The organism is Propionibacterium cyclohexanicum (genome assembly GCF_900111365.1).
Taxonomy (GTDB): Bacteria; Actinomycetota; Actinomycetes; order Propionibacteriales; family Propionibacteriaceae; genus Propionibacterium; species Propionibacterium cyclohexanicum.
On record NZ_FOGZ01000002.1, the window covers coordinates 193093 to 213198 of the forward strand.

The following is a 20106-nucleotide window of genomic DNA, read 5'->3' on the forward strand; positions in this document are numbered from 1 at the left end:
GAATCAACCTTCTGCCAGGAACTGGCCGACATAGCGGGCGACGGCGCGTACGGCTGCCATCGTGGACGGGTAGTCCATACGGGTGGGACCGACGACTCCGAGGCTAGCCGTTGAGTCATCGGGTCCATAAATGCTGGCGACCACCGATGTGGTCTGCATCGGCGCATAGGGATTCTCCTGGCCGATTCGTACCGCGACATCGCCAGGATGGTCGGAGGCCGCCTCCCCGAGCAGGCGCAGCAGCACCATCTGCTCCTCGAGCGCTTCGAGCACCGGTTTGACGGTGGTCTCGAACTCGGCACCGAAACGGGTGAGGTTCGGCACTCCCCCGACCTCGACGCGTGGCGACTCCTCGGTGGCGAGGACGGCAAGCACGGAGCCCACGACGGCGGCGCCGAGTGGGGTCCGCGAATCCTCGTTCCAGTCGGCCAGTGCCGACGCTGCGGACCGGATCGTCTGGCCGACGACAGCCGCGTTCACCGCATCTCGCATGGCGAGCAGCTCGTCGGCAGTACACGCGGGCACCGTGACGACCCGCTGATGGACGGTACCTGCGCTCGTGATGACGATGACCAGAAGCCGCTCGGGCTCGAGCCCAACCAGCTCCACATGGCGCACCTTGAGCGAGGTGGGCAAGGGATACTGCACAATCGAGACCTGGTGGGTGATGACGGCGAGCAACCGCACCGTGCGTCGCACGACGTCGTCGAGGTCGACGGCGCCCCGCAGGAAGGTGGACACCGCCCGACGCTCCGCCGATGACAGGGGTTTGACCTGGGCGATGCGATCGACGAACAGCCGATAGCCCTTGTCGGTGGGGATCCTCCCGGCACTCGTATGTGGCTGGGTGAGGTAGCCCTCCTCCTCGAGGGCGGCCATGTCGTTGCGCACCGTGGCCGGCGAGACATCGAGACGGTGCCTTTCGACGAGGGCCTTGCTGCCCACCGGTTCACGGCTGGAGACGTAGTCGGTGACGATTGCGCGCAACACCTCCAGCCTGCGATCGTCAACCATCGTTCCTCCTGCTCCTTGACATCCGAGCGGTCTCATGGAGCGCGCCGGTGGCTCACCGCCAACCCGGGATTCTGGCACTCCACCTGAGTGAGTGCCAGTCTACTCGTGTCCCGGCTGGGCCCCATCCCTCATCTACCCCATGGCGAGTGCGCCCTCGCGGCGCGCCCTGGGGCGCTGCGCTCAGTACCCGCTGGGCCACAGCGAGGCGACCCGGCGTCCGGTCGCCGCATCGCGGCAGGAGACGATGGCACCGCGGCCGCTCGTGGGTCCATAGGACCGCCCGTCGTCCAAGTGCACGACATCACCGCCGAGCTCCTGCAACATGAGTTGACCCGGCAGGTGGTCCCAGGGCTTGGGGAAACGGAACACGATGAAATCGGTGACCCCGGTGATGACATTGGGATAGTCGATGCCTGCCGCCCGGGTGGAGTGCACCACGGGCGCGAGCTGCCCATCTGCGTCGAAACCCTGCCAGAACCGATTCGAGCTCGCCCCCAAGGGTGGCTCGCGGATCGGCTCGGCGACGACGGGGACACCATTGCAGCTGACTCCCGCGCCTCTCTCGGCGGTGAAGGCCCTGCCGTATCGGGGCTGCCAGATACAGCTGGAGACCAGTTCCGGGCCACGGAGCTCAGCCACCATGACCGCGAAGTCCTCGCAACCATGGACGAAATTGTTGGTGCCGTCGAGCGGATCGACGACATAGCACTGGGCCGCCTTGCCGATGGCATCGAGCTGATGCGGATCGGAGAAGACGGCTTCCTCACCGACAACGACCGCCCCTGGGCTGATCGAGCGGAGCCCGCTCGCCAACGCCTCCTCGGCCTGCTGGTCGGCGATGGTGACATAGTCTCCGGGGGTCTTCTCATGGATCTCGCGGGTGCTCAGAGCACGGAAGCGCGGTTCGATGTACTCCCTGCTCACGGAGCGCACGAGTCTCAGCACGTCGAGAACCGACATCTCACGCACCTTTCTGCCTGGCCGAACCTGACCTGGTCATACCGACTCTCCCGGATCGTCCTGGGTCACGAAGTCGATGAGCCGCTCGACCTGGCGCACGAAATCGATGTCCAGGTCACGATAGGTGCTCACCTTGGCCAGCATCGCCTGCCAGGCGCGGCCCACGTCAGCCTGGTCGATCTGCTCGTAGCGCTTGCCGCGAGGCACTCCCAGGGCCGCCAGCGTGCCCTTCTTGAAGTCCCGGTCCATCGGAACCCGTGGCCACTCCCCGATGCCGAGCACCTGTGGGCGGATCGTCTGCCATACGTCGATGAAGCGGTGGCCGACGATGAGAACATGCTCGCCGTAGCCGGCATGCGCCACCTGCGCCGCCACCCTTGACTCCTTGGTCTTGGCCACCAGGTGGTCGATGAGCACTCCGAGGCGCCTGCCGGGACCGGGGCGAAAGTCACCGACGATGCCCAGCAGATCGTCCATTCCCCCCATGTATTCCACGACGACTCCCACATGACGCAGGTCGTCGCCCCAGATGCGCTCGACCAGTTCTGCATCGTGACGTCCCTCGACGTAGATCCGGCTCGTGAGGGCGACGCGGGCGGGCTCCCTGGTCCCCGCGCGCGAGCCCGAGGCGGTGTAGCGAGGCGCGCTGCTGCCCCGCGAAGGCGGGATGCGCAGCGCGACGGGCTGCCCCTCGACCAGATAGCCGAACTCACCGACCGGGAAGCTCCGGCGGCGCCCGGCCCGGTCCTCCAGAAGGACCATGCCATTCTCCCAGCCCACCACCTCACCGCAGTAGCCGTCCGAGCCGACCTCGACGATGAGGCCTCGCGACAGCGGCAGGTCGGCCGTCCTGGGTTTGCCGGCATGACGCCAGTCACCTGACAGCACATCGCGTCCATAGCGATCGCTGGCATCCATGGGGTCCAGAGTAGTGGGAGTCGATTGAGGGCCTGGGCCCGCGGGGTTCTCGTCTCACGTGCAAGGGGATGCAGGCGGTGGTCGAGCATAAGTGTTCCAACACCTCGGCCGGGGTCTGCCAGTCCAGGGCCTTGCGGGGCGGGTCGTTGATCTCGGCGAGGATGTCGGCCAGCTCGGGGCCACTGATGGTGGTGAAGTCGGTGCCCTCGGGTAGATACGTGCGCTCTCGGCCGTTGAAGTGCTCACTAGACCCGCGCCGCCAGGCCGAGTCAGGGTCGGCGAGATAGGTGGGCACCGCCAAGGTGTCGGCCAGCACGTGGTGCCGGGCGAACTCGATGCCCTTGTCGACGGCCACTGACCGGACCGCATGGGCCGGCAGCGAGGAGAAGAACTGGACCTGGGCGGCCACCGTCTCCTCGGCTCTGGTCGAGGAGATCGGGATCGCGGTGTTGAACCGTGAGACCCGCTCCACCTCGGTGCATCGCTCCAGTACCTCGTAACCCGGCCACCGAGTCGGCCTCCCCATGATTGACTCGACCCGCTCAGCCACCTCGGGGGACGGTCACGGATGGGAGCGCGCCTTGTGCGGTCACTGCGGGTCCTGCGCCCGCCCCCGGCGGCGCCGGCGCTTGCGGCCCGGACCACTTCGGCGTGATGCCGGGCCGCCCGGTCATGCAATGACGTCTGCTCGTCGGTTTGCAGAAGCCTGAGCTTCCCGGCCAAGGTCTGCTGCACTGTTGGGGGCCAACCGTGGCCTAAGACAACCAGTTCACCCAGTCCACGTATGTGATGACAAAATGGGTACCACAGCGACAGCCACCAGCGGCCTTGGTGTCCTTGTTGTCCTGCGACTCGAAGTCACGCGACAAGCACCCGGCTGGATCGGGCTCCCAGGATCTTCCGAGGACAGCTTCGGACGACCACGCCCCGTGTTGTGGACGCACTATTGCTGTCGATTCTTCCGCAGGTCTTCGAGTTGAGCGCGCCCGTTCCTACCTGTCGAGACGCATTACCAACGGCGGAAACCGGCGGTATGGTGCCTCACACGCGTGAGGCTTCGAAACGCACCAATGACTCATATACCATGATAAAGACAAGACAGCCCGTACGACACGAGTCCAGCTCCACCAACGGGGTCTCACAAGTCCGCATCAGCGTCATTGCCCTGCTCTTCGGAGGCCTCTGTACATCGACGGGTAACAGAATGCTCCTGCTTATAATTCCATTCGTTTGCCTCGACGTCTATGGACGGCCAACGCTTGTTGGAGTGGCTGGTGCTGCGGCTGGGGTCGGTGCACTGCTAGCACCAACTTGGATCAATCGATTGACGTGTTACTTTGGTCGATCAACTGGCCTTATGATCTTTTCTCTTCTGGATCTAACAGCGGCACTCCTGTGTCTATTCGCCGCCTTTTCTGCGGCACTTATACCGATTCCACTTGTTCTATCTGGCCTCTTTACTGGTTCAGCCGCAGTCGGGTTGGATCCACGAAGACAGACGTGCTTGACGCTTGCTTCGGACCTGCTCCCACAAAAACCTGTCGCAGTTGTTTTGAACGCAGACGAAGCAACCTCAAAGATCGCAATTCAATTTTCATCCCTCCCCATTGGCTTTATGATCGGGAGATACTCGGTTGGTAGCGCCGCAATGTTGGCGGCTATTGTGTTCATTCTGGGGCTAGTTGGGTATGCAGTCTTCTGGATGATGAGACCCGAGCAACGTCGTGCTAATTTCTCTGGGAGCGCTTTCACGAGCAATGACCGAAAAGACGGTACCAATGGAGGTTTCCTCATCTTTTTGAAGGGCTTTCAATTAACGCGTCCATTACTGCTTCGTGGAATCGCCATCCGGGGAATCAGCTCATTCTTCTGGTTCTCCTTCTCGCTGGGCCTAGCGGTTTATGGATCAGAGAGAGGGGAAGGAGCGAGGCTTGTTTCTACTTCCACTTTCGCATACGGGATAGGAACAGTAATCGGTGCCGCGGTTGCCACCGCTTCGGCCGCTTATGCACGGCTAAGAGCTAGAGTTGGATTAGGTTGGCTCGGTACCTCAATTATGTTTGCTGGAATGGGTCTCTACATCTCAAACGAACATTCGGTATGGGCCTTTGCGTTCTTTGGAGGACTAGTATCCCCAGTCGGCATTGGCGCCTTGAACTCTCTGATTGCCAAATATACTCGCGATGTTGATCGGTCGAGGGTCTTCACACAGGCTGCCTGGTCCCAGAGTATTTGCTCTACAGTAGGCTCAGGAATGGGTGGCGTTCTACTCGCCGTGGGCGGGGCACGGATATGGCTCATTCTGTCAGGAGCCACCGTGTTTGTTGCAGTGCTCTGCTTATGGCTGGTGCCAGAGTCGCTGTCGAGACGACAGGGAGCAGAACGCGAAGCTCCTCTGAAAATCAACAGAGTCAATGGATGGAGTAACCATACGGGCCCAAGATGATTTTTATGAATTAATCAACGCCGATTGGAAAAATCAGACAGAGATCCCTCCTTCAGAACAATCTTGGGGTGCTATCGATGCAGCAAGGCGTGATGTCAAGACGGAGATTAAAGATATCCTCACAGGTCCGTCACGGGTGCTAAGTCCAACTACCGTCGTACACCGCATCTACGATGCGTACTTGGATCAGGCTCGAATCGAGAATGATGGAATTCGCGTATTAGCAGATGAGTTCACGCGAATTCAAGAGATACGAAGCCCATTTGATACTCATGTGACGGGTGCTTGGCCACGATCGAGAGATTGTCGCAGCTTTTTCAATCTCGAGGTCAATCTGGATCCACTCAATCCGCATTCAGCAATCCTGTTCGTCGGTCAGGGGGGTGAGTCTTCCTGGCCCTTGATGTTATTCAGGCCCCTCGCAGACAGACTTCAGAAAGTCGACGTGTCGATCACATAGCGGTAGCGCACCCTCGAGGCGACCACATTGTCGTAGGCGGCAGTGATCTCGTCCCCGCTGATCACCTCGACGATGGGGGCCACCTGGTGTTCGGCGCAGAAGTCGAGCATCTCCTGGGTTTCGCGAATGCCACCGATGAGCGATCCCGCAAGGACTCTCGCGCCGTGGGTGAGGGAACTCATGTACAGCGAGGAGGGGTGCTGGGGAAGTCCCACGTCCACCAGCACGCCACCCACCCGCAGCATGGCGAGCAAGGGATCGAGCTGCGAATCGGCCGAGACGGTGGTGACGATGAGGTCGAAGCGCGCGGCCAGTTCCCCAGCGGTGCCAGGCTCGCTCAGTGCGTAGTAGTGGCTCGCGCCGAGGCGACGGCCATCGGCCTCCTTGGCGCGGGTGCGACTGATCACCGAGACCTCCGCACCCATCGCTGCAGCGATCTGCACGGCGACGTGGCCCAGCCCACCCAGGCCGACGATGGCCACCTGCCTGCCGGGGCCGGCACCCCAGCGCTTGAGCGGGGAATAGGTGGTGATGCCCGCACACATGAGGGGTGCCGACGCCTGGAAGGGAATGGCGTCGGGGATGTGCAGGGCGAAGCTCTGATCGACGGTGAAGGCCGTGGCGTAGCCCCCTGCCGTGGGGTTCCCCTGCCGGTCGGGGCCGTAGGTCCACAAGGTCCCGCCCGGTCCGGTGCAGAACTGCTCGGTGCCGGCCTTGCAGTACTCGCACTGCCCGCACGAGCCGACCATGCAGCCCACCCCGACCTTGTCACCGACGGCGAACCCGCGGACCTGGGAGCCGACCTTCGTCACGATGCCGGCGATCTCGTGACCGGGCACGATCGGGTAGGACGCCGGACGCCACTCACTGCGCGCGTTGTGAATGTCGGAGTGGCAGATGCCCGCGTACTTGATGTCGAACAGAATCTCGGTTGGTCCCGGATCGCGCAGGGTCACCGTGGCCGGGTGGAAGTGGGTCTTCTCGTCATCGCAGGCATAGGCCTTCGCTGTCGGCATCTTTGCTCCTCGTACGGTTGTCGGCTCCTGCTGTCCTGGCCGGCAATGTCCTGGCCGACAGACGTTCTGGCCGGCAGATCTCCTGGCCGGCGTGACTCGCCGGTGGTAGGAGCCGCGGGATTCGCGTATGCCCGGTTCGGGGAGATCCCCGGCCGGGGGCGCCGATCGGCGGCTCTCGGCCACGCTACCACCGCAGCCGGCATGGCTCCTGGCCCGCACTCGGCGCAGGACCCCGAGGAAACAAACTGAGACATCACTGTCATTGAGCGGACAAGTGCGTAAAGTCCTAGGGCATGTCGCAATCGGGGGATTCGAGCACCGCACTGGTCGCGATCCGCGGGGTGCACAAGTTCTTCGGCAGCTTCGAGGCGCTGCGGGGGGTCGACCTCGATATCGCTTCGGGTGAAAAGGTGGCGCTGCTGGGGGCCTCGGGTTCCGGCAAGTCCACGCTGTGCCGCTGCATCAACCGGCTCGAGACGATCGCCTCGGGCAGTATTCGCATCGAGGGAACCGAGCTGCCTCAGGAGGGCAAGGCACTGGCGCGGCTGCGGGCCGACGTGGGCATGGTCTTCCAGTCATTCAATCTCTTTCCCAACTACACGGCGCTGCAGAACATCATGCTTGCTCCAGTCCATGTGCGACACCAGGCCAAGGCTGACGCGAAGCAGGAAGCCCTTCAGCTGCTCGACAGGGTGGGCCTGGCGGACAAGGCGGAGAGCTATCCCGGCGAGCTGTCCGGCGGGCAGCAGCAGCGCGTCGCGATCGCCCGTTCGTTGGCGATGCACCCCAAGGTCATGCTCTTCGACGAGCCCACATCGGCGCTGGATCCGGAGATGATCAACGAGGTGCTCGACGTCATGGCTGAGCTGGCGCAGGCCGGAATGACGATGCTGGTCGTCACGCACGAGATGGGCTTCGCCCGCCATGTCTGTGATCGCGTCTGCTTCATGGACGCGGGCCAGATCCTGGAGCAGAACACTCCCGACGAGTTCTTCGCCCATCCCCGCACTGACCGGGCCAAGGATTTCCTCTCAAAGATCCTCACCCACTAACCCCTCCCCGAAAGGATCCCCATGTCTTCACCGCTCACCCGCCGAGGCCTGCTGGGACTGGGCGGCGCCCTGGGCGCCGCCGCACTGCTGTCCGCCTGCTCGTCGAGCAATGACACGCTGCCGGTCGCCACGCCCAGCAGCACCACCGGCAAGACGGTCTTCACCCAGGAGCAGTACGACGCCCTCGTCACCTCGGGGCCCGTCGCACCGGCCGAGATGGTGTCCCAGAACGCCTGGGCACAGGCCATCAAGGCGCACGGCGCACTGCGCCGCGCCGGCACTGACACGAGCCCGATCTTCAGCCTGCGCAATCCCTCGACCAACCGGCTCAAGGGCTTCGACGCCGGGATCGCAGATCTGCTTGCGCACTACATCCTGGGGGGCAGCGATGTCGCCAAGCTCACCGAGTTCTCGAAGACCACGGTGGACACCCGCGAGACGATGATCCAGAACAAGACGGTCGACGTGACCATCGCCACCTACTCCATCACGCCCGCGCGCGCCGAGAAGGTCGCCTTCGCCGGGCCCTATTTCGTCTCGGGCACCGCAGTGCAGGTGAAGCGCAGCAATAACGACATCAAGTCCTATGCGGACCTCAACGTCGACGGCAAGAAGGTCACCACCGAGACCAACTCCACCGCGATCGCCGCGATCCAGAAGTTCATCCCCAAAGCCGAGGTGACGCTGTTCACCGAGAACGATGCCTGCGTCGCTGCCGTGCGGCAGGGTCGCGTCGATGCCTACATCCTCGATCAGTCGATCCTGCTGTCCAATGCGGTCAACTACGACGATCTCAAGGTGGTGGGTGAGCCCTTCACCACCGATCCCTACGGCATCGGGCTGACCAAGGATGATCCGGGAGCGAAGACCTTCGTCAACGACTTCCTCACGAAGATCTTCACCGATGGCACCTGGAAGAAGCTCTACGACGGCACCGTTGGCCCCTATGTGGCCGGTGAGGCTCCCACGCCTCCCGCCCTCGGCGGTGTCCCGGGGGCCTGATCCATTCGCCCGGGTGGGCCCACCACGGCTGAGCGGGACAGTTGACGAGGGCAAGGAGTTTTGCGTGGAGATCATCAGGAGCAACGCGGGCGTGCTGCTCGACGGGCTCACGACGACGATCCTGCTCACCGTGCTGGGCTATCTGGGCGCGCTGGTGGTGGGTATCGTCGTGGCGATCTTTCGGGTCTCACCGATTGCGCCGCTGCGGGCAGTGGGGACGGTCTATGTGGAGTTCTTCCGCAACGTGCCCCTGCTCAGTCTTCTCATCCTCGTTGCCTTCGGGCTGCCGGACGCCGGCCTGCTGCTGCCGCTGTTCTGGTGCGGGGTGGTCTCGCTCATCGCGTCGGGATCGGCATTCGTGTGCGAGTCGGTGCGCTCGGGCATCAATACGGTCTCCCTCGGCCAGTCCGAGGCCGCCCGGGCGCTGGGGATGGGCTTTGGTCAGCAGCTGCGGCTGGTCATCCTGCCGCAGGCCCTGGCGTCCATGGTGCAGCCGCTCGTGAACGTGCTCATCGGCACGCTCATCGGCTCCTCGCTGTGCTCGGCCATCGGGATCAGTGAGATCACCAATGTCACCCAGCAGCTCAACATCAAGTACGCCGAGGCGGTGCTGCTCTTCCTGGTCTCGGGCGTGGCCTATCTCGTGATGGCCCTGGGTTCGGGGGCGCTGGGCGGGGTCTTGGAACGACGCGTTGCCCGCTCCTCCCACCAGCGCAGGCAGGTGCAGGCATGAGCACCCAACCGAGCCAGCGCATCCTCTTCGACGAACCCGGCCCCCGGGGCCGACGCACCATTGCGCTCGCCACCGTCGCTGTGGCGCTGCTCATCATCGCTCTCGTCATTGTGGTGCTCGCGCAGCTGGACGCCCACGACCAGCTCGAGCCGCAGAAGTGGTTCTTCTTCACGCAGCCGGGCTTCGCCACCTATATGGCCTACGGAATCGTGGGGACCTTCCGGGCCACCCTCGTCGCGGCGGTCTTCGCCTTCCCGTTCGGACTTCTGCTGGCACTGGGACGCCTGACCCGACAGCCGCTCGTGCATGCCGTGTGCGTCGGCTGGGTCGAGTTCTTCCGCTCGATCCCGATGCTCCTGGTCGTCTACGCCTTCCTGTTGGCCCTGCCCAGCTACGGGCTCAACCTCGACATCTACTGGAAACTCGTCATCCCGATGATCCTGGTGAACTCGGCCACCACCGCCGAGGTCTTCCGCGCCGGGATCCTCGCTGTCGAAAAGGGCCAAAGTGAGGCCGCTCAGTCGCTGGGGATGTCCGCCCGGATGACCATGGCGCTCGTCGTCCTGCCGCAGGCCCTGCGGCTGGTGCTGCCCAATCTGCTCACCCAGCTCGTCTCGCTGCTCAAGGATTCGACGCTTGGCTATGTCGTGAGCTATCCCGAGCTCATGGAGCGCGGACGCATCCTCACCAGCTACACCCACTATCTGCTGCAGACCTACACGATTGTCGCGGTCATCTACGTGCTCCTGAACTTCGGCCTCACCCGGCTGGCCGGATATCTGCAGTCGCGGGGCAATCGCAAGTCGGCCGGGCATCGTGGCTCCCGCACCGAGTTGGCGGCCACCACAATGGCCTGAGCTGTTCGCAGGCGATCTCAGCCGAGCACATCCCGGGTCACCGCATCGGCGAGCAGCCGGCCGGCCACGGTCAGCCGAAAGCGCCCGTCGTGCTCGACGACCAGCCCCCGGTCCAGCTGGGGGCTCATCCGCGCCCGCTCGGTCTCGTCGAGTTCGGCGAGCGGCAGCCCGTCGCGCAACCGCAGCTCGAGCAGGACGCGTTCCTCGTGCCGGGTCGCGGCGTCGAGCAGTTCGTGCCCCTCGACGGGCAGGCGACGACGCGACAGCATGGTGGCGTAGCGCATCGGGTGTTTGACGTTCCACCAGCGCACGCCGTCCAGATGGCTGTGGGCACCCGGCCCGATCCCCCACCAGTCGTCGCTGTGCCAGTAGGCCAGGTTGTGCCGGGCCTCGTGACCCGGCCGTGCCCAGTTGCTGATCTCGTAGTTGCCCAGTCCGGCGGCGTCGAGCAGGCGTTCGGCGAGCAGATATTTGTCGGCCTGGTCGTCATCGTCGGGGGCCGGCAGCTCGCCGCGGCGCACCTTGCGTGCCATGGCCGTTCCGGGCTCGACGATGAGGCTGTAGGCGCTCACGTGTTCGGGATCCACGCTCACAGCGGCCTCGAGGCTGGCCTGCCAACTGGCCATCGATTCGCCGGGCGTGCCATAGATGAGATCCAGCGAGACATCGGTGAATCCCGCGGCGTGGGCCCAGCGCGCCACCTGGAGGGCCCGGCCTGGAGTGTGGTGACGGTCCAAGGTGGCGAGCACCTGCTCGTCGGCGGACTGCATGCCGAGACTGAGCCGGGTGAATCCTGCCGCGAGAAGGGCCTCCAGGCGGGACTCGTCGAGGGTCTCCGGGTTGGCCTCGAGACTCACTTCCGCGCCGGGAGCCAGGCCGAAACGCTCGCGCAGGGCAGCGAGCACCACGGCGAGCTGCTGGTCGGACGCCATGGTCGGCGTGCCTCCGCCGAAGAAGACGGTGCTCAGAGCCGGGGCCCCGGCACCCAGGGTCTGCCGCGCCAACTCGATCTCGGTGAGCGCCGCCGCCACATACTCGCCGACCTGCATCCCAGGTAGCTGGGAGGCTGTGTAGGTGTTGAAGTCGCAGTATCCGCACCGCGTCGCGCAGAAGGGCACGTGCACATAGCAGGACAGCTGCCGTCCGGGATGGGCAACCAGCCGCTCCAGCGGCAGCCGCGCGTCCTCGCTGCGGGCGGATCCGGTGACGGCGGGCATGGGGCCAGTGTAGGAAGCCGGCCGGCATGCGCGGCCGCGCCCGAGCTCACATCCGAAGTGCGACACTCGTGCCTCAGCCCAGCTGATGACCAGCCCTTGCCCGGTTTGCAAGACTTGCCCCATGAGCGAGCTCGACCGTAGGTACGCCGGCCGCGTTGAGCTGTCACGTCCCGGCCCGGCCGCCGTGACGATGATCTCGATCACGGCCGTCATGTGGGTGGTGCAGTTCTTCAACGCTGCGATGGGTGGCGCGCTGGATTTCTATGGCATCCACGCGCTGTGGCCCAGTGGGCTCCTCGGCATCGTCACCGCCCCCTTCCTGCATGGCAGCTGGGAGCACCTCATGAGCAATTCGCTGCCATTGCTCGTGCTCGGCTGGCTCACCCTGCTCGGCGGCACCCGCCAGTGGATCCGGGCAAGTCTGGTGATCATGGTCTGCTCGGGCCTGTTCGCCTGGACCTTCAGCCCGCCCGGGAGTCTGACCATCGGGGCGAGCGGAATCGTCTTCGGCTACCTCAGCTATCTCCTCTCCCGCGGCCTGGTGACCCGTCGGATCCGCGACATTCTCCTTGCCGTGATCGTCTTCGCCGTCTACGGCTCGGTGCTGTGGGGCGTGCTGCCGGGGCAGTACGGCGTGAGCTGGCAGGCCCATCTGGGCGGCGCGCTGGGCGGCGTGCTCGCAGCCACCAGGCTGCGGCGCTGACGATCACCCGGCACTGACGACACTTCGACCGACGACAGCTTAGGGTGCGGTCGTTCGAGAGCCCGGCGTGCTTCAGCTCTTCTCGGCACCCTCCGAGGTCGTGAGCGCCGCCACGAAGGCCTCCTGGGGCACCTCGACGCGTCCCACCATCTTCATGCGCTTCTTGCCCTGTTTCTGCTTCTCGAGCAGCTTGCGCTTGCGCGAGATGTCGCCTCCGTAGCACTTGGCCAGGACATCCTTGCGTACCGCGCGGATCGTCTCGCGGGCGATGATGCGGGCGCCGATGGCGGCCTGGATGGGCACCTCGAACTGTTGGCGCGGGATGAGCTTGCGAAGCCGGGAGGCCATCTCGGATCCGTAGCCGAAGGCCTTCTCGCGGTGCACGATGGCACTGAAGGCGTCCACTGGCTCGCCATTGAGCAGAATGTCCACCTTCACCATGTCACTGGGCTGCTCGCCGTCCTCCTCGTAGTCGAGGGAGGCATATCCCTTCGTGCGCGACTTGAGGGCATCGAAGAAGTCGAAGACGATCTCCCCCAGCGGCAGCCGGTAGCGCATCTCGACGCGGTCCTCGCTGAGATAGTCCAGACCAAGCTGTTCGCCGCGCCTGCCCTGGCACAGTTCCATGACCGCTCCGATGAACTCGGCCGGGCACAGGATGTTCGTCCTGACCACCGGTTCGAAGACGGTATCGATCTTCCCCTCGGGGAACTCCGAGGGGTTCGTGACCCGGTGCTGCGAGCCGTCCTCCATGACGACGCGGTAATTGACGCTGGGGGCGGTGGAGATGAGGTCGAGTCCGAATTCGCGTTCCAGCCTCTCCTGGACGATCTCCATGTGGAGAAGGCCAAGGAAGCCGATCCGGAACCCGAAGCCCAGGGCGCCGGAGGTCTCCGGCTCATAGACCAGTGCCGCGTCGTTGAGCTGAAGTTTCTCCAGGGCCTCGCGCAATTGGGGGAAGTCGACGCTGTCGATGGGATACACCCCGGCGAAGACCATGGGCTTGGGCTGCTTGTAGCCGGCCAGTGGTTGGGCCGACGGCCTGGTGGCGAGCGTGACGGTGTCGCCGACACGGCTCTGCCGCACGTCCTTCACCCCGGTGATGAGGTAGCCGACCTCGCCTACCCCCAGGCCTGCGCAGACCACTGGCTCTGGCGAGTGCACCCCCATCTCGAGCACCTCATGAGCGGCGCCGGTGGACATCATCCGGATCCGGTCGCGGGTGGACAGCTCCCCGTCGACGACCCGCACATAGGTGACCACGCCGCGGTAGATGTCATAGACCGAGTCGAAAATGAGCGCCCGTGCGGGGGCTTGCGCGTCCCCGGTGGGTGCCGGCACCTGGGCAACGACGGCGTCGAGCAGTTCGGGGACTCCCGCCCCGGTCTTGGCCGAGACCTGCAGCACGTCGGCGGGTTGGCATCCGATGATCGAGGCGATCTCCGCCGCGAACTTCTCGGGCTGGGCACTGGGCAGGTCGATCTTGTTGAGCACCGGGATGATCGTGAGATCGGCGTCGAGCGCAAGGTAGAGGTTGGCCAGCGTCTGGGCCTCGATGCCCTGCGCGGCGTCGACGAGCAGCACAGCCCCCTCGCAGGCCTCGAGGGAACGGCTCACCTCATAGGTGAAGTCGACGTGCCCTGGGGTGTCGATCATGTTGAGCACATAGCCCCGGCCGTCGTGTGTCCAGGGCATCCGTACTGCCTGGGACTTGATGGTGATGCCGCGTTCGCGCTCGATGTCCATCTTGTCGAGATACTGCGCCCGCATCTCGCGGGCGTTGACCACGCCGGTGAGCTGCAGCATCCGGTCCGCCAGGGTCGACTTTCCGTGGTCAATATGGGCGATGATGCTGAAATTGCGGATCGTGGCCGGATCGGTGGCTCCAGGGGCGGCGCTCACTGCGATGGCACTCCTCGACTGGAAAGGCGCCACGGACTGTGGCGTCCACCCATTGTTCCACGGGAGGCCGGTACCTCTCCCGCCGGCGGCCGGACCCGGGCTCGCACCACGAGCGCCGGGCCGGTCGCCGCAGATCTGGGACCTCGCGATGTCACCGGTCGACGTCGCGATTCATGCGCCCGAGCGTGCCGGCGCGGGTTCGGGCGGCAGGGGCCGCGCCTGGCCGCGCGCGGCGACGAAGCCGGCCACCGCCATGGCCGCCCCCACCACGATGAGCGCGATCCCGACCACCAAGGCGATGGTGCCGATGAGCCAGAAGGCGTAGGAGGTGAGCAGCATGGCGCGCAGCGTGTTGCCCTGGAAGAGGGTCGTGCGCAATGAGCTGAGGGAGACGACCGTGGCGTCCTTGGCGACCTCGTCCGCGCTCTTGCCCTGCGCCTGCAATGCGGCTTTGTGCTCGTTGATCTTGTCCCCGACTCCCTCGTACATCGTGCCTTCAGGCAGGCCCGCTGCCTTGACGGCGGCCTCCATATGGGCCCAGATGTAGTGATTCGCGAAGGCTTGGGCCTGTGTACCGGTCGTCATCTGTTCGCCGATGAAGGGTTTGAGGGCATCCTTGTCCTTCTGATCGGCCAGCGCGTCGATGCCGGCCTGGTTGGGCATGGTGATGTTCTCCTGCTTGAGCTGGCCGGTCACATAGTTGTGGGCGAACAGCCCGCCGGCCAGCGCACCGATGCCGACGAGGACCAGGACCACCCCCACGATTCTCAGCAGGTTCGTGTAGATCGAGCGATTCATGATGTCAATGACCTCCCGGCCGTCCTCGCTGACGGCGCTTCTCACTGGGAAACCGCCACTGCCTGTGACGTGCCGCAATTGTCCCACGGGAACCTCGCGCGGCCAGGCCACATCGGGTCAGCGGATCGACGCCCTGGGGCGCGGCTGGCCCCGCTGACCCCGCAATGGTATTGTGATGGGCCGCGCCCCGTGGCGCTCACCCAGTTCTTTCGACCAGAGGTTTTTCACGTGGCAAACATCAAGTCCCAGAAGAAGCGCATCAAGACCAATGAGAAGGCTCGCCAGCGCAACAAGGCTGTGAAGTCTGCGCTGCGCACCCACGTGCGCAACTTCCGTGAGGCTGTCGCTGCCGGCGACAAGGACAAGGCCCTCGAGCTGGCCGCGGTCGCGAATCGTCAGCTCGACAAGGCGGTGTCGAAGGGCGTCATCCACGCCAACCAGGCCGCCAACCGCAAGTCGTCGATTTCGCTGACCGCAGCGTCGCTCTGACCTGTCTGCTCACGCCGCCGCGCGTCATCACTGACCAGCGCCCCGATCCTCACTGGGTGGTCGGGGCGCTTCGTGGTGCCCCCAGACACCGTTCGGCCTTTTGGCGCGAGCCGATACAGCACGATGAGTGAGAGCACGATGACCGACAACCGGCATTACGGCGATCGGGCCGGGTCGGCGATGCATTTCGGGCCGACTCTCAGTGAATCCCTGCAGGCCTTCGCCCCCGCCGTCGGCGGACTTGCAGTGGCGGCGCTCATCCTGGCCGCCTCCTGGTCCAACCATCGCGCCACGGTGATGAGCGGCGGGGGGCTGGTCATCGCGGCCCTCGCGGTGCTGTCCGGCGTGCTGGAGTACCGCGACCTACCGAGGCGGGAGCTCCTGTTCGCCGGCCAGACCATCCGCGTACGCCACCGCGGCCGCCGCGAAGTTGAGCTGCGGACGGGGGAGCTGGCCCTGGTACAGCTGGTCACCGTGCCGGATCCCCTGTGGCATGTCGTGCCGCGCCAGCGAGTGTGGCTCGAGTTCCAGGCGCTGGACACGGCATCGGACATGGGGCGCCGTGACGGCGCCATCGCCGACTACGAGTCCGCAGGGGACGAGGCAGGGGCCGGAGGCCTGCGGGTGCCGCTCGGCTATGGTCGGGGCAGATTGGCCGCCCTCGACACCCTCCTGCGCCAGAAGCTGCCGAGCTATTCGGGCGTGCGCCACGAACCGCGCCGCAGGCCGGTGATTCTCAGGCGCTCCGGGCGTCGTCAAGGCTCAGCAGCAGCTGTTCCAGGGCGAACTCGGGGTCGGTCGCCGCGCCCTTGACTGCGGCATCAGCCCTGGCCACTGCAACAATGGCTGGGCCCATTGCGGATGCATGCCAGTGGCGCGCCTGGCGTGCAAGGGTCTTGAGCTTCCACGGCGGCGCACCCACCGCCCGTGCCATCTCGGCATCGGACAGACGCGATGAACGCAACTCCAGGTAGTTTCCCAGCGAGCGCAGCGAGCTGGCGAGGGCACTGGTGATGAGCACTGGCGCCACCCCGCACGAGAGGGCCCAGCGCAGCCGCTCGAGAGCCTGACCGGTGTGCCCGGCCAGCACATCGTCACTTACCACGAAACTGGACACCTCGGCGCGCCCCGCGAAATAGCGGCCGACCATCTCGACGCTGAGGCGCTCCCCTGCCCAGTCGCTGGCGAGCTGGCTCACCGCGGCGGCAAGTGAGCGAAGATCGCTGCCCACCGCATCGATGAGCGCCTGGGCTGCTCCCTGATCCATCTTCACGCCGGCGTGCCGGGCTTCGGCAGTGACGAAGCCCACGAGCTCCCAGGCCTTGGGACCGACTGCCTCCACGACATGCACCTTGGCCTTGCGCAGCCGGTCTGCGACACCCCGGCCCTTGGTGCCCCCCTGGTGCTGCACGACGAGGCACAGCTCATCGCCGGGCGCGGCTGCCAGGGCGACCAGCGCGTCGGCGGCGCCGGGTTCGAGCAACTGGGCCGAGTCGACGACGACGACGCTGAGCGAGGTGAACAGTGAGCCCCCGGCAGCCTCGAGCAGATCGGCCGCGCTCATCCGTGACCCATCGAGTTCGCTGCGCTGCACGTCAGGGTGCTCAGCCTGCGCGGCGGCGAGCAGGCGAGCCACTGCCCGCTCGGCCAGGAGGGTCTCGGGACCAAGGACGAGCGTGGCGGTACCGAAGACCGATTCGCGAGCCACGTGACCATGGTGCCACCCGGCACCGACAATTGCCGCCGGCTCGAGTCGTCACCTCCTGCTCACCAACTGGAGGCGCCCCTCGCCCAGTTGACGCACCGCTACATCCCCCTGCTGGTCGGTACGGGCGGTGGTCATGGCGTGGCGCGCGAGTCTGGCGAGAGTTCTGGGCGTGGGGTGACCGTAGCCGTTGTCCTTTCCCGCACTCACCAGCGCGACCCGTGCGCCGGTGGCGGCCAGGAAATCCTCGTCCTGGTCGGCGGAACCGTGGTGCGGGACCTTCAGCACATCGGCGTGCAGGTCAAGACCGCTGGCGAGCGCGATTCGCTGGGCGGACGCGCCCATGTCACCAGTGACCAAGACGCTCAGCCCTGGCACGCTGATTCGGCCCAGGATGCTCGAATCGTTCTCAGCGGCGCTCTCCCCCTCCCCGCCGGTGGGCCCGACACCGTCCTTGACAGCGCCGCCAGCAGTGCCCGCCGCACCCGCCGCGGCCTGGAGGGTCTGCCAGCTCGCCGTGCCGACGCCGAAACGGTCACCTGCCGCCGCGGACCTCATCGGGGTGGCGTGGCCTGCCAGTGTCTCGCGCACCCGGGCTGCTTCGCGGACAGGTGAGGCGAGCGGGTTGATGAGCGCTGCATCGACCCTAGCCACGCGGTACACACCGTCCAGCCCCCCAACGTGGTCCGCATGGAAATGGCTGATCACGAGCAGCGCGACACGGGTGATTGCACTGTTGCGCAGGCAGCCAGCCATCGCATCCGGCTCTGGTCCGGTATCGACGAGGATGGCAGTGGTGGGGCCGGTGCGCACCAGCGTTGCGTCACCCTGGCCGACATCGCAACTGATCACCGTCCAGTCATCGGGCCAGCCGGGCGGCTGAGGGCGCCACAGGCATGCACCGACTGCGGCAAGGGCCAGCAGCAGGCACAGCAGTGGGCGCGCGATGAGACGGTCGATGAGCCAGGCGAGGGCAGCGCACATCGCGCAGAGCACCATCACCGCGAGGGGCGTGGCAGGCCAGCTGAGAGTTGTGGCCGGCAGGTCCGCAGCGCGGTGGGCGACGAGGATGATTGTCTCGGCGCACCAGCCGGCCAGCCATCCTAGGGCCACACCGACGCTGGGCAGAACCACACCCGCCGCCCCAGCAGCCATGCCCAGGACGGTCACTGGACCCACGAACGGCGCCACCAGGGCATTCGCGGCCACGGCACTCATGCTCACCGATCCCGAGAGGGCCGTGACCAGCGGCTGGGTGGCGATCTGTGCGGCGAGCGGAACACAGATCGACTCCGCAAGCCAGGCACCTGCCCACCGGCGCATCCGCCGCTGCCAGCGACCCGCCCAGCACAGGATCCCGCCGGTCGCCGCCGCCGAGAGTGCGAATCCCCAGCTGCGGGCCAACCATGGATCGGCGAGCACGAGGACCCAGACCGCCACGGACAGCTGGCGCAGGCCGGGCGGCCCGACACCTCGCCGCCCGGTGGCGGCCAGCGCGACGAGACCCATGGCAGCGGCCCTCACGACGCTCGGCTCGGAACGGCACAGCACGATGAAGCCGATCACCACGGGAAAGGCCAGGGTTCGCAAGGCCCAGCCCCGCACGCCGAGCATGCGGGCGCAGCTGAGCACGAAGATGAGCATGAGGGTGAGGTTCGTGCCCGAGACGGCGGTGAGGTGGGTCAATCCGGCGGTCTTGAAATCGGCCTCGAGTGAGCTGGACAGGCCGGACACGTCGCCGACCACCAGTGCGGGCACGAGACCGGCCTGCTCGGGGGTGCTCGCGGACATCGACGAAACCAAGGCGGCGCGCACCCGGTTGAGGACGGTATCGAGCGGACCGGGTGGCGCCAGGATCCGGGGAGCGCTGGAGACAGCTATCCGCGCCGCGGTAGCTCGCGTCCGGTCGCTGGGCTCGGATGCCTTGCCAAGCACCGTGATTCTCTGCCCAACACCCAGGGCCATGAGTTCACGGCGTCGGTCACCGGAGGCCACGAGTTCGGCGGGGACGCGCAGGCGCGAGGTCTGGCCATGGATCTGCGCCTGCTGCACGCTGACACGGACAACTGCTGCCGGCGGGAGTCCCGCCCTGGCACCGAACTCGCGCGGATCGGAGCGCACAGTGGCCACGACCTCGACGACCGCGTGATCGCGGCCGGCCTGGGCAAGCAACGATGTGCCGACCAGCTCGGTCTGTGCGAGCGCACAGACCGCGGAGCTGAGGCCAACGAGGGCGCAGCCCGCCAGGAGCCAGCGCTTGCGGTGCGCACCCCACGCGGCGAGCCCTCCCAGGGCCGCCCCGATTCCCCACGCAATGGGATGGGGCACAGCGAGCACCGCCCATGCAACAGCCCACGCGCACAACGCCGGTGCCACCAACCGCAGATCTGCTCTGGCGCTGCCGGGCAGCGGCTCGTCCCGGTCCGGCCAAGTCCCCGGGCCATCCGTGACCGGATGGCCCGGGTCAGCGTCCCTGTACCCGTCACGAGACGGCGACACGGTCTTTCACCTTCTCGAATAGAGCTGGACCGATACCGGCCACCTCTTGAAGCTCTTCGACACGGCTGAAGCGGCTGTGCTCGGTGCGCCATTCGATGATCCGGTTGGCGATCACCGGGCCGATTCCCGGCAGCGCGTCCAGCGCACTCGCGTCCGCGGTGTTGAGGTTCACGCGAGTGGTGCCGGAGGAGCCCGCTGCAGCACCTGCAGCAACGCTGCCGCCCGCTACACCGGTATTGGCGGCTCTTCACAGATGAGGGTGTAGGTGGGGTCTGAAGCCGCCGGTCTCGAGCAGGCTGCGGGCGATGTAGTTGGTGAGGTTGCGGAAGCCGAGG

General features: G+C 65.9%; 20 protein-coding genes. 9 read left to right on the forward strand and 11 right to left on the reverse strand.

The window, feature by feature from the left end:
- Nucleotides 1-3: 3 nt before the first annotated feature.
- The 4 genes from hrcA to BMX93_RS02100 form a co-directional block, all read right to left on the reverse strand.
- Complete coding sequence (gene hrcA / locus BMX93_RS02085; protein WP_091967171.1) at nucleotides 4-1014, reverse strand: heat-inducible transcriptional repressor HrcA; 1011 nt, start codon at nucleotides 1012-1014, stop codon at nucleotides 4-6.
- A 180-nt stretch (nucleotides 1015-1194) separates the two neighbouring features.
- Nucleotides 1195-1974, reverse strand: a complete 780-nt coding sequence (locus BMX93_RS02090; RefSeq protein WP_091967174.1) for an inositol monophosphatase family protein — start codon at nucleotides 1972-1974, stop codon at nucleotides 1195-1197.
- Nucleotides 1975-2010: 36 nt separating this feature from the next.
- Nucleotides 2011-2892, reverse strand: a complete 882-nt coding sequence (locus tag BMX93_RS02095) for a DUF3097 domain-containing protein (protein WP_091967175.1) — start codon at nucleotides 2890-2892, stop codon at nucleotides 2011-2013.
- Nucleotides 2849-3418, reverse strand: coding sequence for an IS30 family transposase (locus BMX93_RS02100; RefSeq protein ID WP_143052777.1), 570 nt, complete (start codon nucleotides 3416-3418; stop codon nucleotides 2849-2851). The genes BMX93_RS02095 and BMX93_RS02100 overlap by 44 nt, the downstream gene beginning before the upstream one ends.
- 558 nt (nucleotides 3419-3976) lie before the next feature.
- Here BMX93_RS02100 and BMX93_RS13490 point away from each other — a divergent pair.
- Both BMX93_RS13490 and BMX93_RS13495 read left to right on the forward strand, forming a co-directional pair.
- Nucleotides 3977-5338 (forward strand): MFS transporter, encoded by a 1362-nt coding sequence (locus BMX93_RS13490; protein ID WP_425438726.1) that lies wholly within the window; start codon nucleotides 3977-3979, stop codon nucleotides 5336-5338.
- Nucleotides 5307-5798 carry a gluzincin family metallopeptidase gene (locus BMX93_RS13495; protein WP_091967179.1) on the forward strand — a complete coding sequence of 164 codons (492 nt, stop codon included), beginning with the start codon at nucleotides 5307-5309 and terminating at the stop codon, nucleotides 5796-5798. The genes BMX93_RS13490 and BMX93_RS13495 overlap by 32 nt, the downstream gene beginning before the upstream one ends.
- Here BMX93_RS13495 and BMX93_RS02110 read toward each other — a convergent pair.
- Nucleotides 5771-6814 carry an NAD(P)-dependent alcohol dehydrogenase gene (locus BMX93_RS02110; RefSeq protein ID WP_091967181.1) on the reverse strand — a complete coding sequence of 348 codons (1044 nt, stop codon included), beginning with the start codon at nucleotides 6812-6814 and terminating at the stop codon, nucleotides 5771-5773. The genes BMX93_RS13495 and BMX93_RS02110 overlap by 28 nt on opposite strands.
- Nucleotides 6815-7107: 293 nt before the next feature.
- Here BMX93_RS02110 and BMX93_RS02115 point away from each other — a divergent pair, with 293 nt between their 5' ends.
- The 4 genes from BMX93_RS02115 to BMX93_RS02130 all read left to right on the forward strand — a co-directional run bounded on the left by BMX93_RS02115 (nucleotide 7108) and on the right by BMX93_RS02130 (nucleotide 10458).
- Nucleotides 7108-7866, forward strand: a complete 759-nt coding sequence (locus BMX93_RS02115; RefSeq protein WP_091967183.1) for an amino acid ABC transporter ATP-binding protein — start codon at nucleotides 7108-7110, stop codon at nucleotides 7864-7866.
- A 21-nt stretch (nucleotides 7867-7887) separates the two neighbouring features.
- On the forward strand, nucleotides 7888-8868 hold the full coding sequence (locus BMX93_RS02120; protein WP_091967185.1) for a glutamate ABC transporter substrate-binding protein: 981 nt from the start codon (nucleotides 7888-7890) through the stop codon (nucleotides 8866-8868).
- 64 nt (nucleotides 8869-8932) lie between these two features.
- Nucleotides 8933-9601: an amino acid ABC transporter permease gene (locus BMX93_RS02125; RefSeq protein WP_091967187.1), complete on the forward strand. Its 669-nt coding sequence runs from the start codon at nucleotides 8933-8935 to the stop codon at nucleotides 9599-9601.
- A complete protein-coding gene (locus BMX93_RS02130; RefSeq protein WP_091967189.1) occupies nucleotides 9598-10458 on the forward strand; it encodes an amino acid ABC transporter permease in 861 nt (286 codons plus the stop codon). Before BMX93_RS02125 ends, BMX93_RS02130 begins: the two co-directional genes overlap by 4 nt.
- Before the next feature lie 17 nt (nucleotides 10459-10475).
- Here BMX93_RS02130 and hemW read toward each other — a convergent pair whose 3' ends face one another.
- Complete coding sequence (gene hemW, locus BMX93_RS02135; RefSeq protein WP_425438730.1) at nucleotides 10476-11627, reverse strand: radical SAM family heme chaperone HemW; 1152 nt, start codon at nucleotides 11625-11627, stop codon at nucleotides 10476-10478.
- Between the two features lie 238 nt (nucleotides 11628-11865).
- Between hemW and BMX93_RS02140 the strand changes: the two genes are divergently transcribed.
- Nucleotides 11866-12378, forward strand: a complete 513-nt coding sequence (locus BMX93_RS02140; RefSeq protein ID WP_091967284.1) for a rhomboid family intramembrane serine protease — start codon at nucleotides 11866-11868, stop codon at nucleotides 12376-12378.
- 72 nt (nucleotides 12379-12450) lie between these two features.
- Here BMX93_RS02140 and lepA read toward each other — a convergent pair whose 3' ends face one another.
- Both lepA and BMX93_RS02150 read right to left on the reverse strand, forming a co-directional pair.
- Nucleotides 12451-14280: a translation elongation factor 4 gene (gene lepA, locus BMX93_RS02145; RefSeq protein ID WP_091967191.1), complete on the reverse strand. Its 1830-nt coding sequence runs from the start codon at nucleotides 14278-14280 to the stop codon at nucleotides 12451-12453.
- Between the two features lie 171 nt (nucleotides 14281-14451).
- A complete protein-coding gene (locus BMX93_RS02150) occupies nucleotides 14452-15123 on the reverse strand; it encodes a hypothetical protein (protein WP_143052778.1) in 672 nt (223 codons plus the stop codon).
- A 183-nt stretch (nucleotides 15124-15306) separates the two neighbouring features.
- Here BMX93_RS02150 and rpsT point away from each other — a divergent pair, with 183 nt between their 5' ends.
- Together rpsT and BMX93_RS02160 are read left to right on the forward strand one after the other, a co-directional pair.
- On the forward strand, nucleotides 15307-15567 hold the full coding sequence (gene rpsT / locus BMX93_RS02155; protein WP_091967205.1) for a 30S ribosomal protein S20: 261 nt from the start codon (nucleotides 15307-15309) through the stop codon (nucleotides 15565-15567).
- Between the two features lie 123 nt (nucleotides 15568-15690).
- Nucleotides 15691-16380 (forward strand): hypothetical protein, encoded by a 690-nt coding sequence (locus BMX93_RS02160; protein WP_143052779.1) that lies wholly within the window; start codon nucleotides 15691-15693, stop codon nucleotides 16378-16380.
- Here the strand turns inward: BMX93_RS02160 and holA are convergent.
- The 3 genes from holA to BMX93_RS02175 form a co-directional block, all read right to left on the reverse strand.
- Nucleotides 16304-17275 carry a DNA polymerase III subunit delta gene (gene holA / locus BMX93_RS02165; protein ID WP_091967209.1) on the reverse strand — a complete coding sequence of 324 codons (972 nt, stop codon included), beginning with the start codon at nucleotides 17273-17275 and terminating at the stop codon, nucleotides 16304-16306. The two genes, BMX93_RS02160 and holA, sit on opposite strands and share 77 nt — an antisense overlap.
- Before the next feature lie 48 nt (nucleotides 17276-17323).
- A complete protein-coding gene (locus tag BMX93_RS02170; RefSeq protein WP_143052780.1) occupies nucleotides 17324-19600 on the reverse strand; it encodes a ComEC/Rec2 family competence protein in 2277 nt (758 codons plus the stop codon).
- Between the two features lie 154 nt (nucleotides 19601-19754).
- Nucleotides 19755-19943 (reverse strand): ComEA family DNA-binding protein, encoded by a 189-nt coding sequence (locus BMX93_RS02175; RefSeq protein WP_091967212.1) that lies wholly within the window; start codon nucleotides 19941-19943, stop codon nucleotides 19755-19757.
- Nucleotides 19944-20106 lie beyond the last annotated feature (163 nt).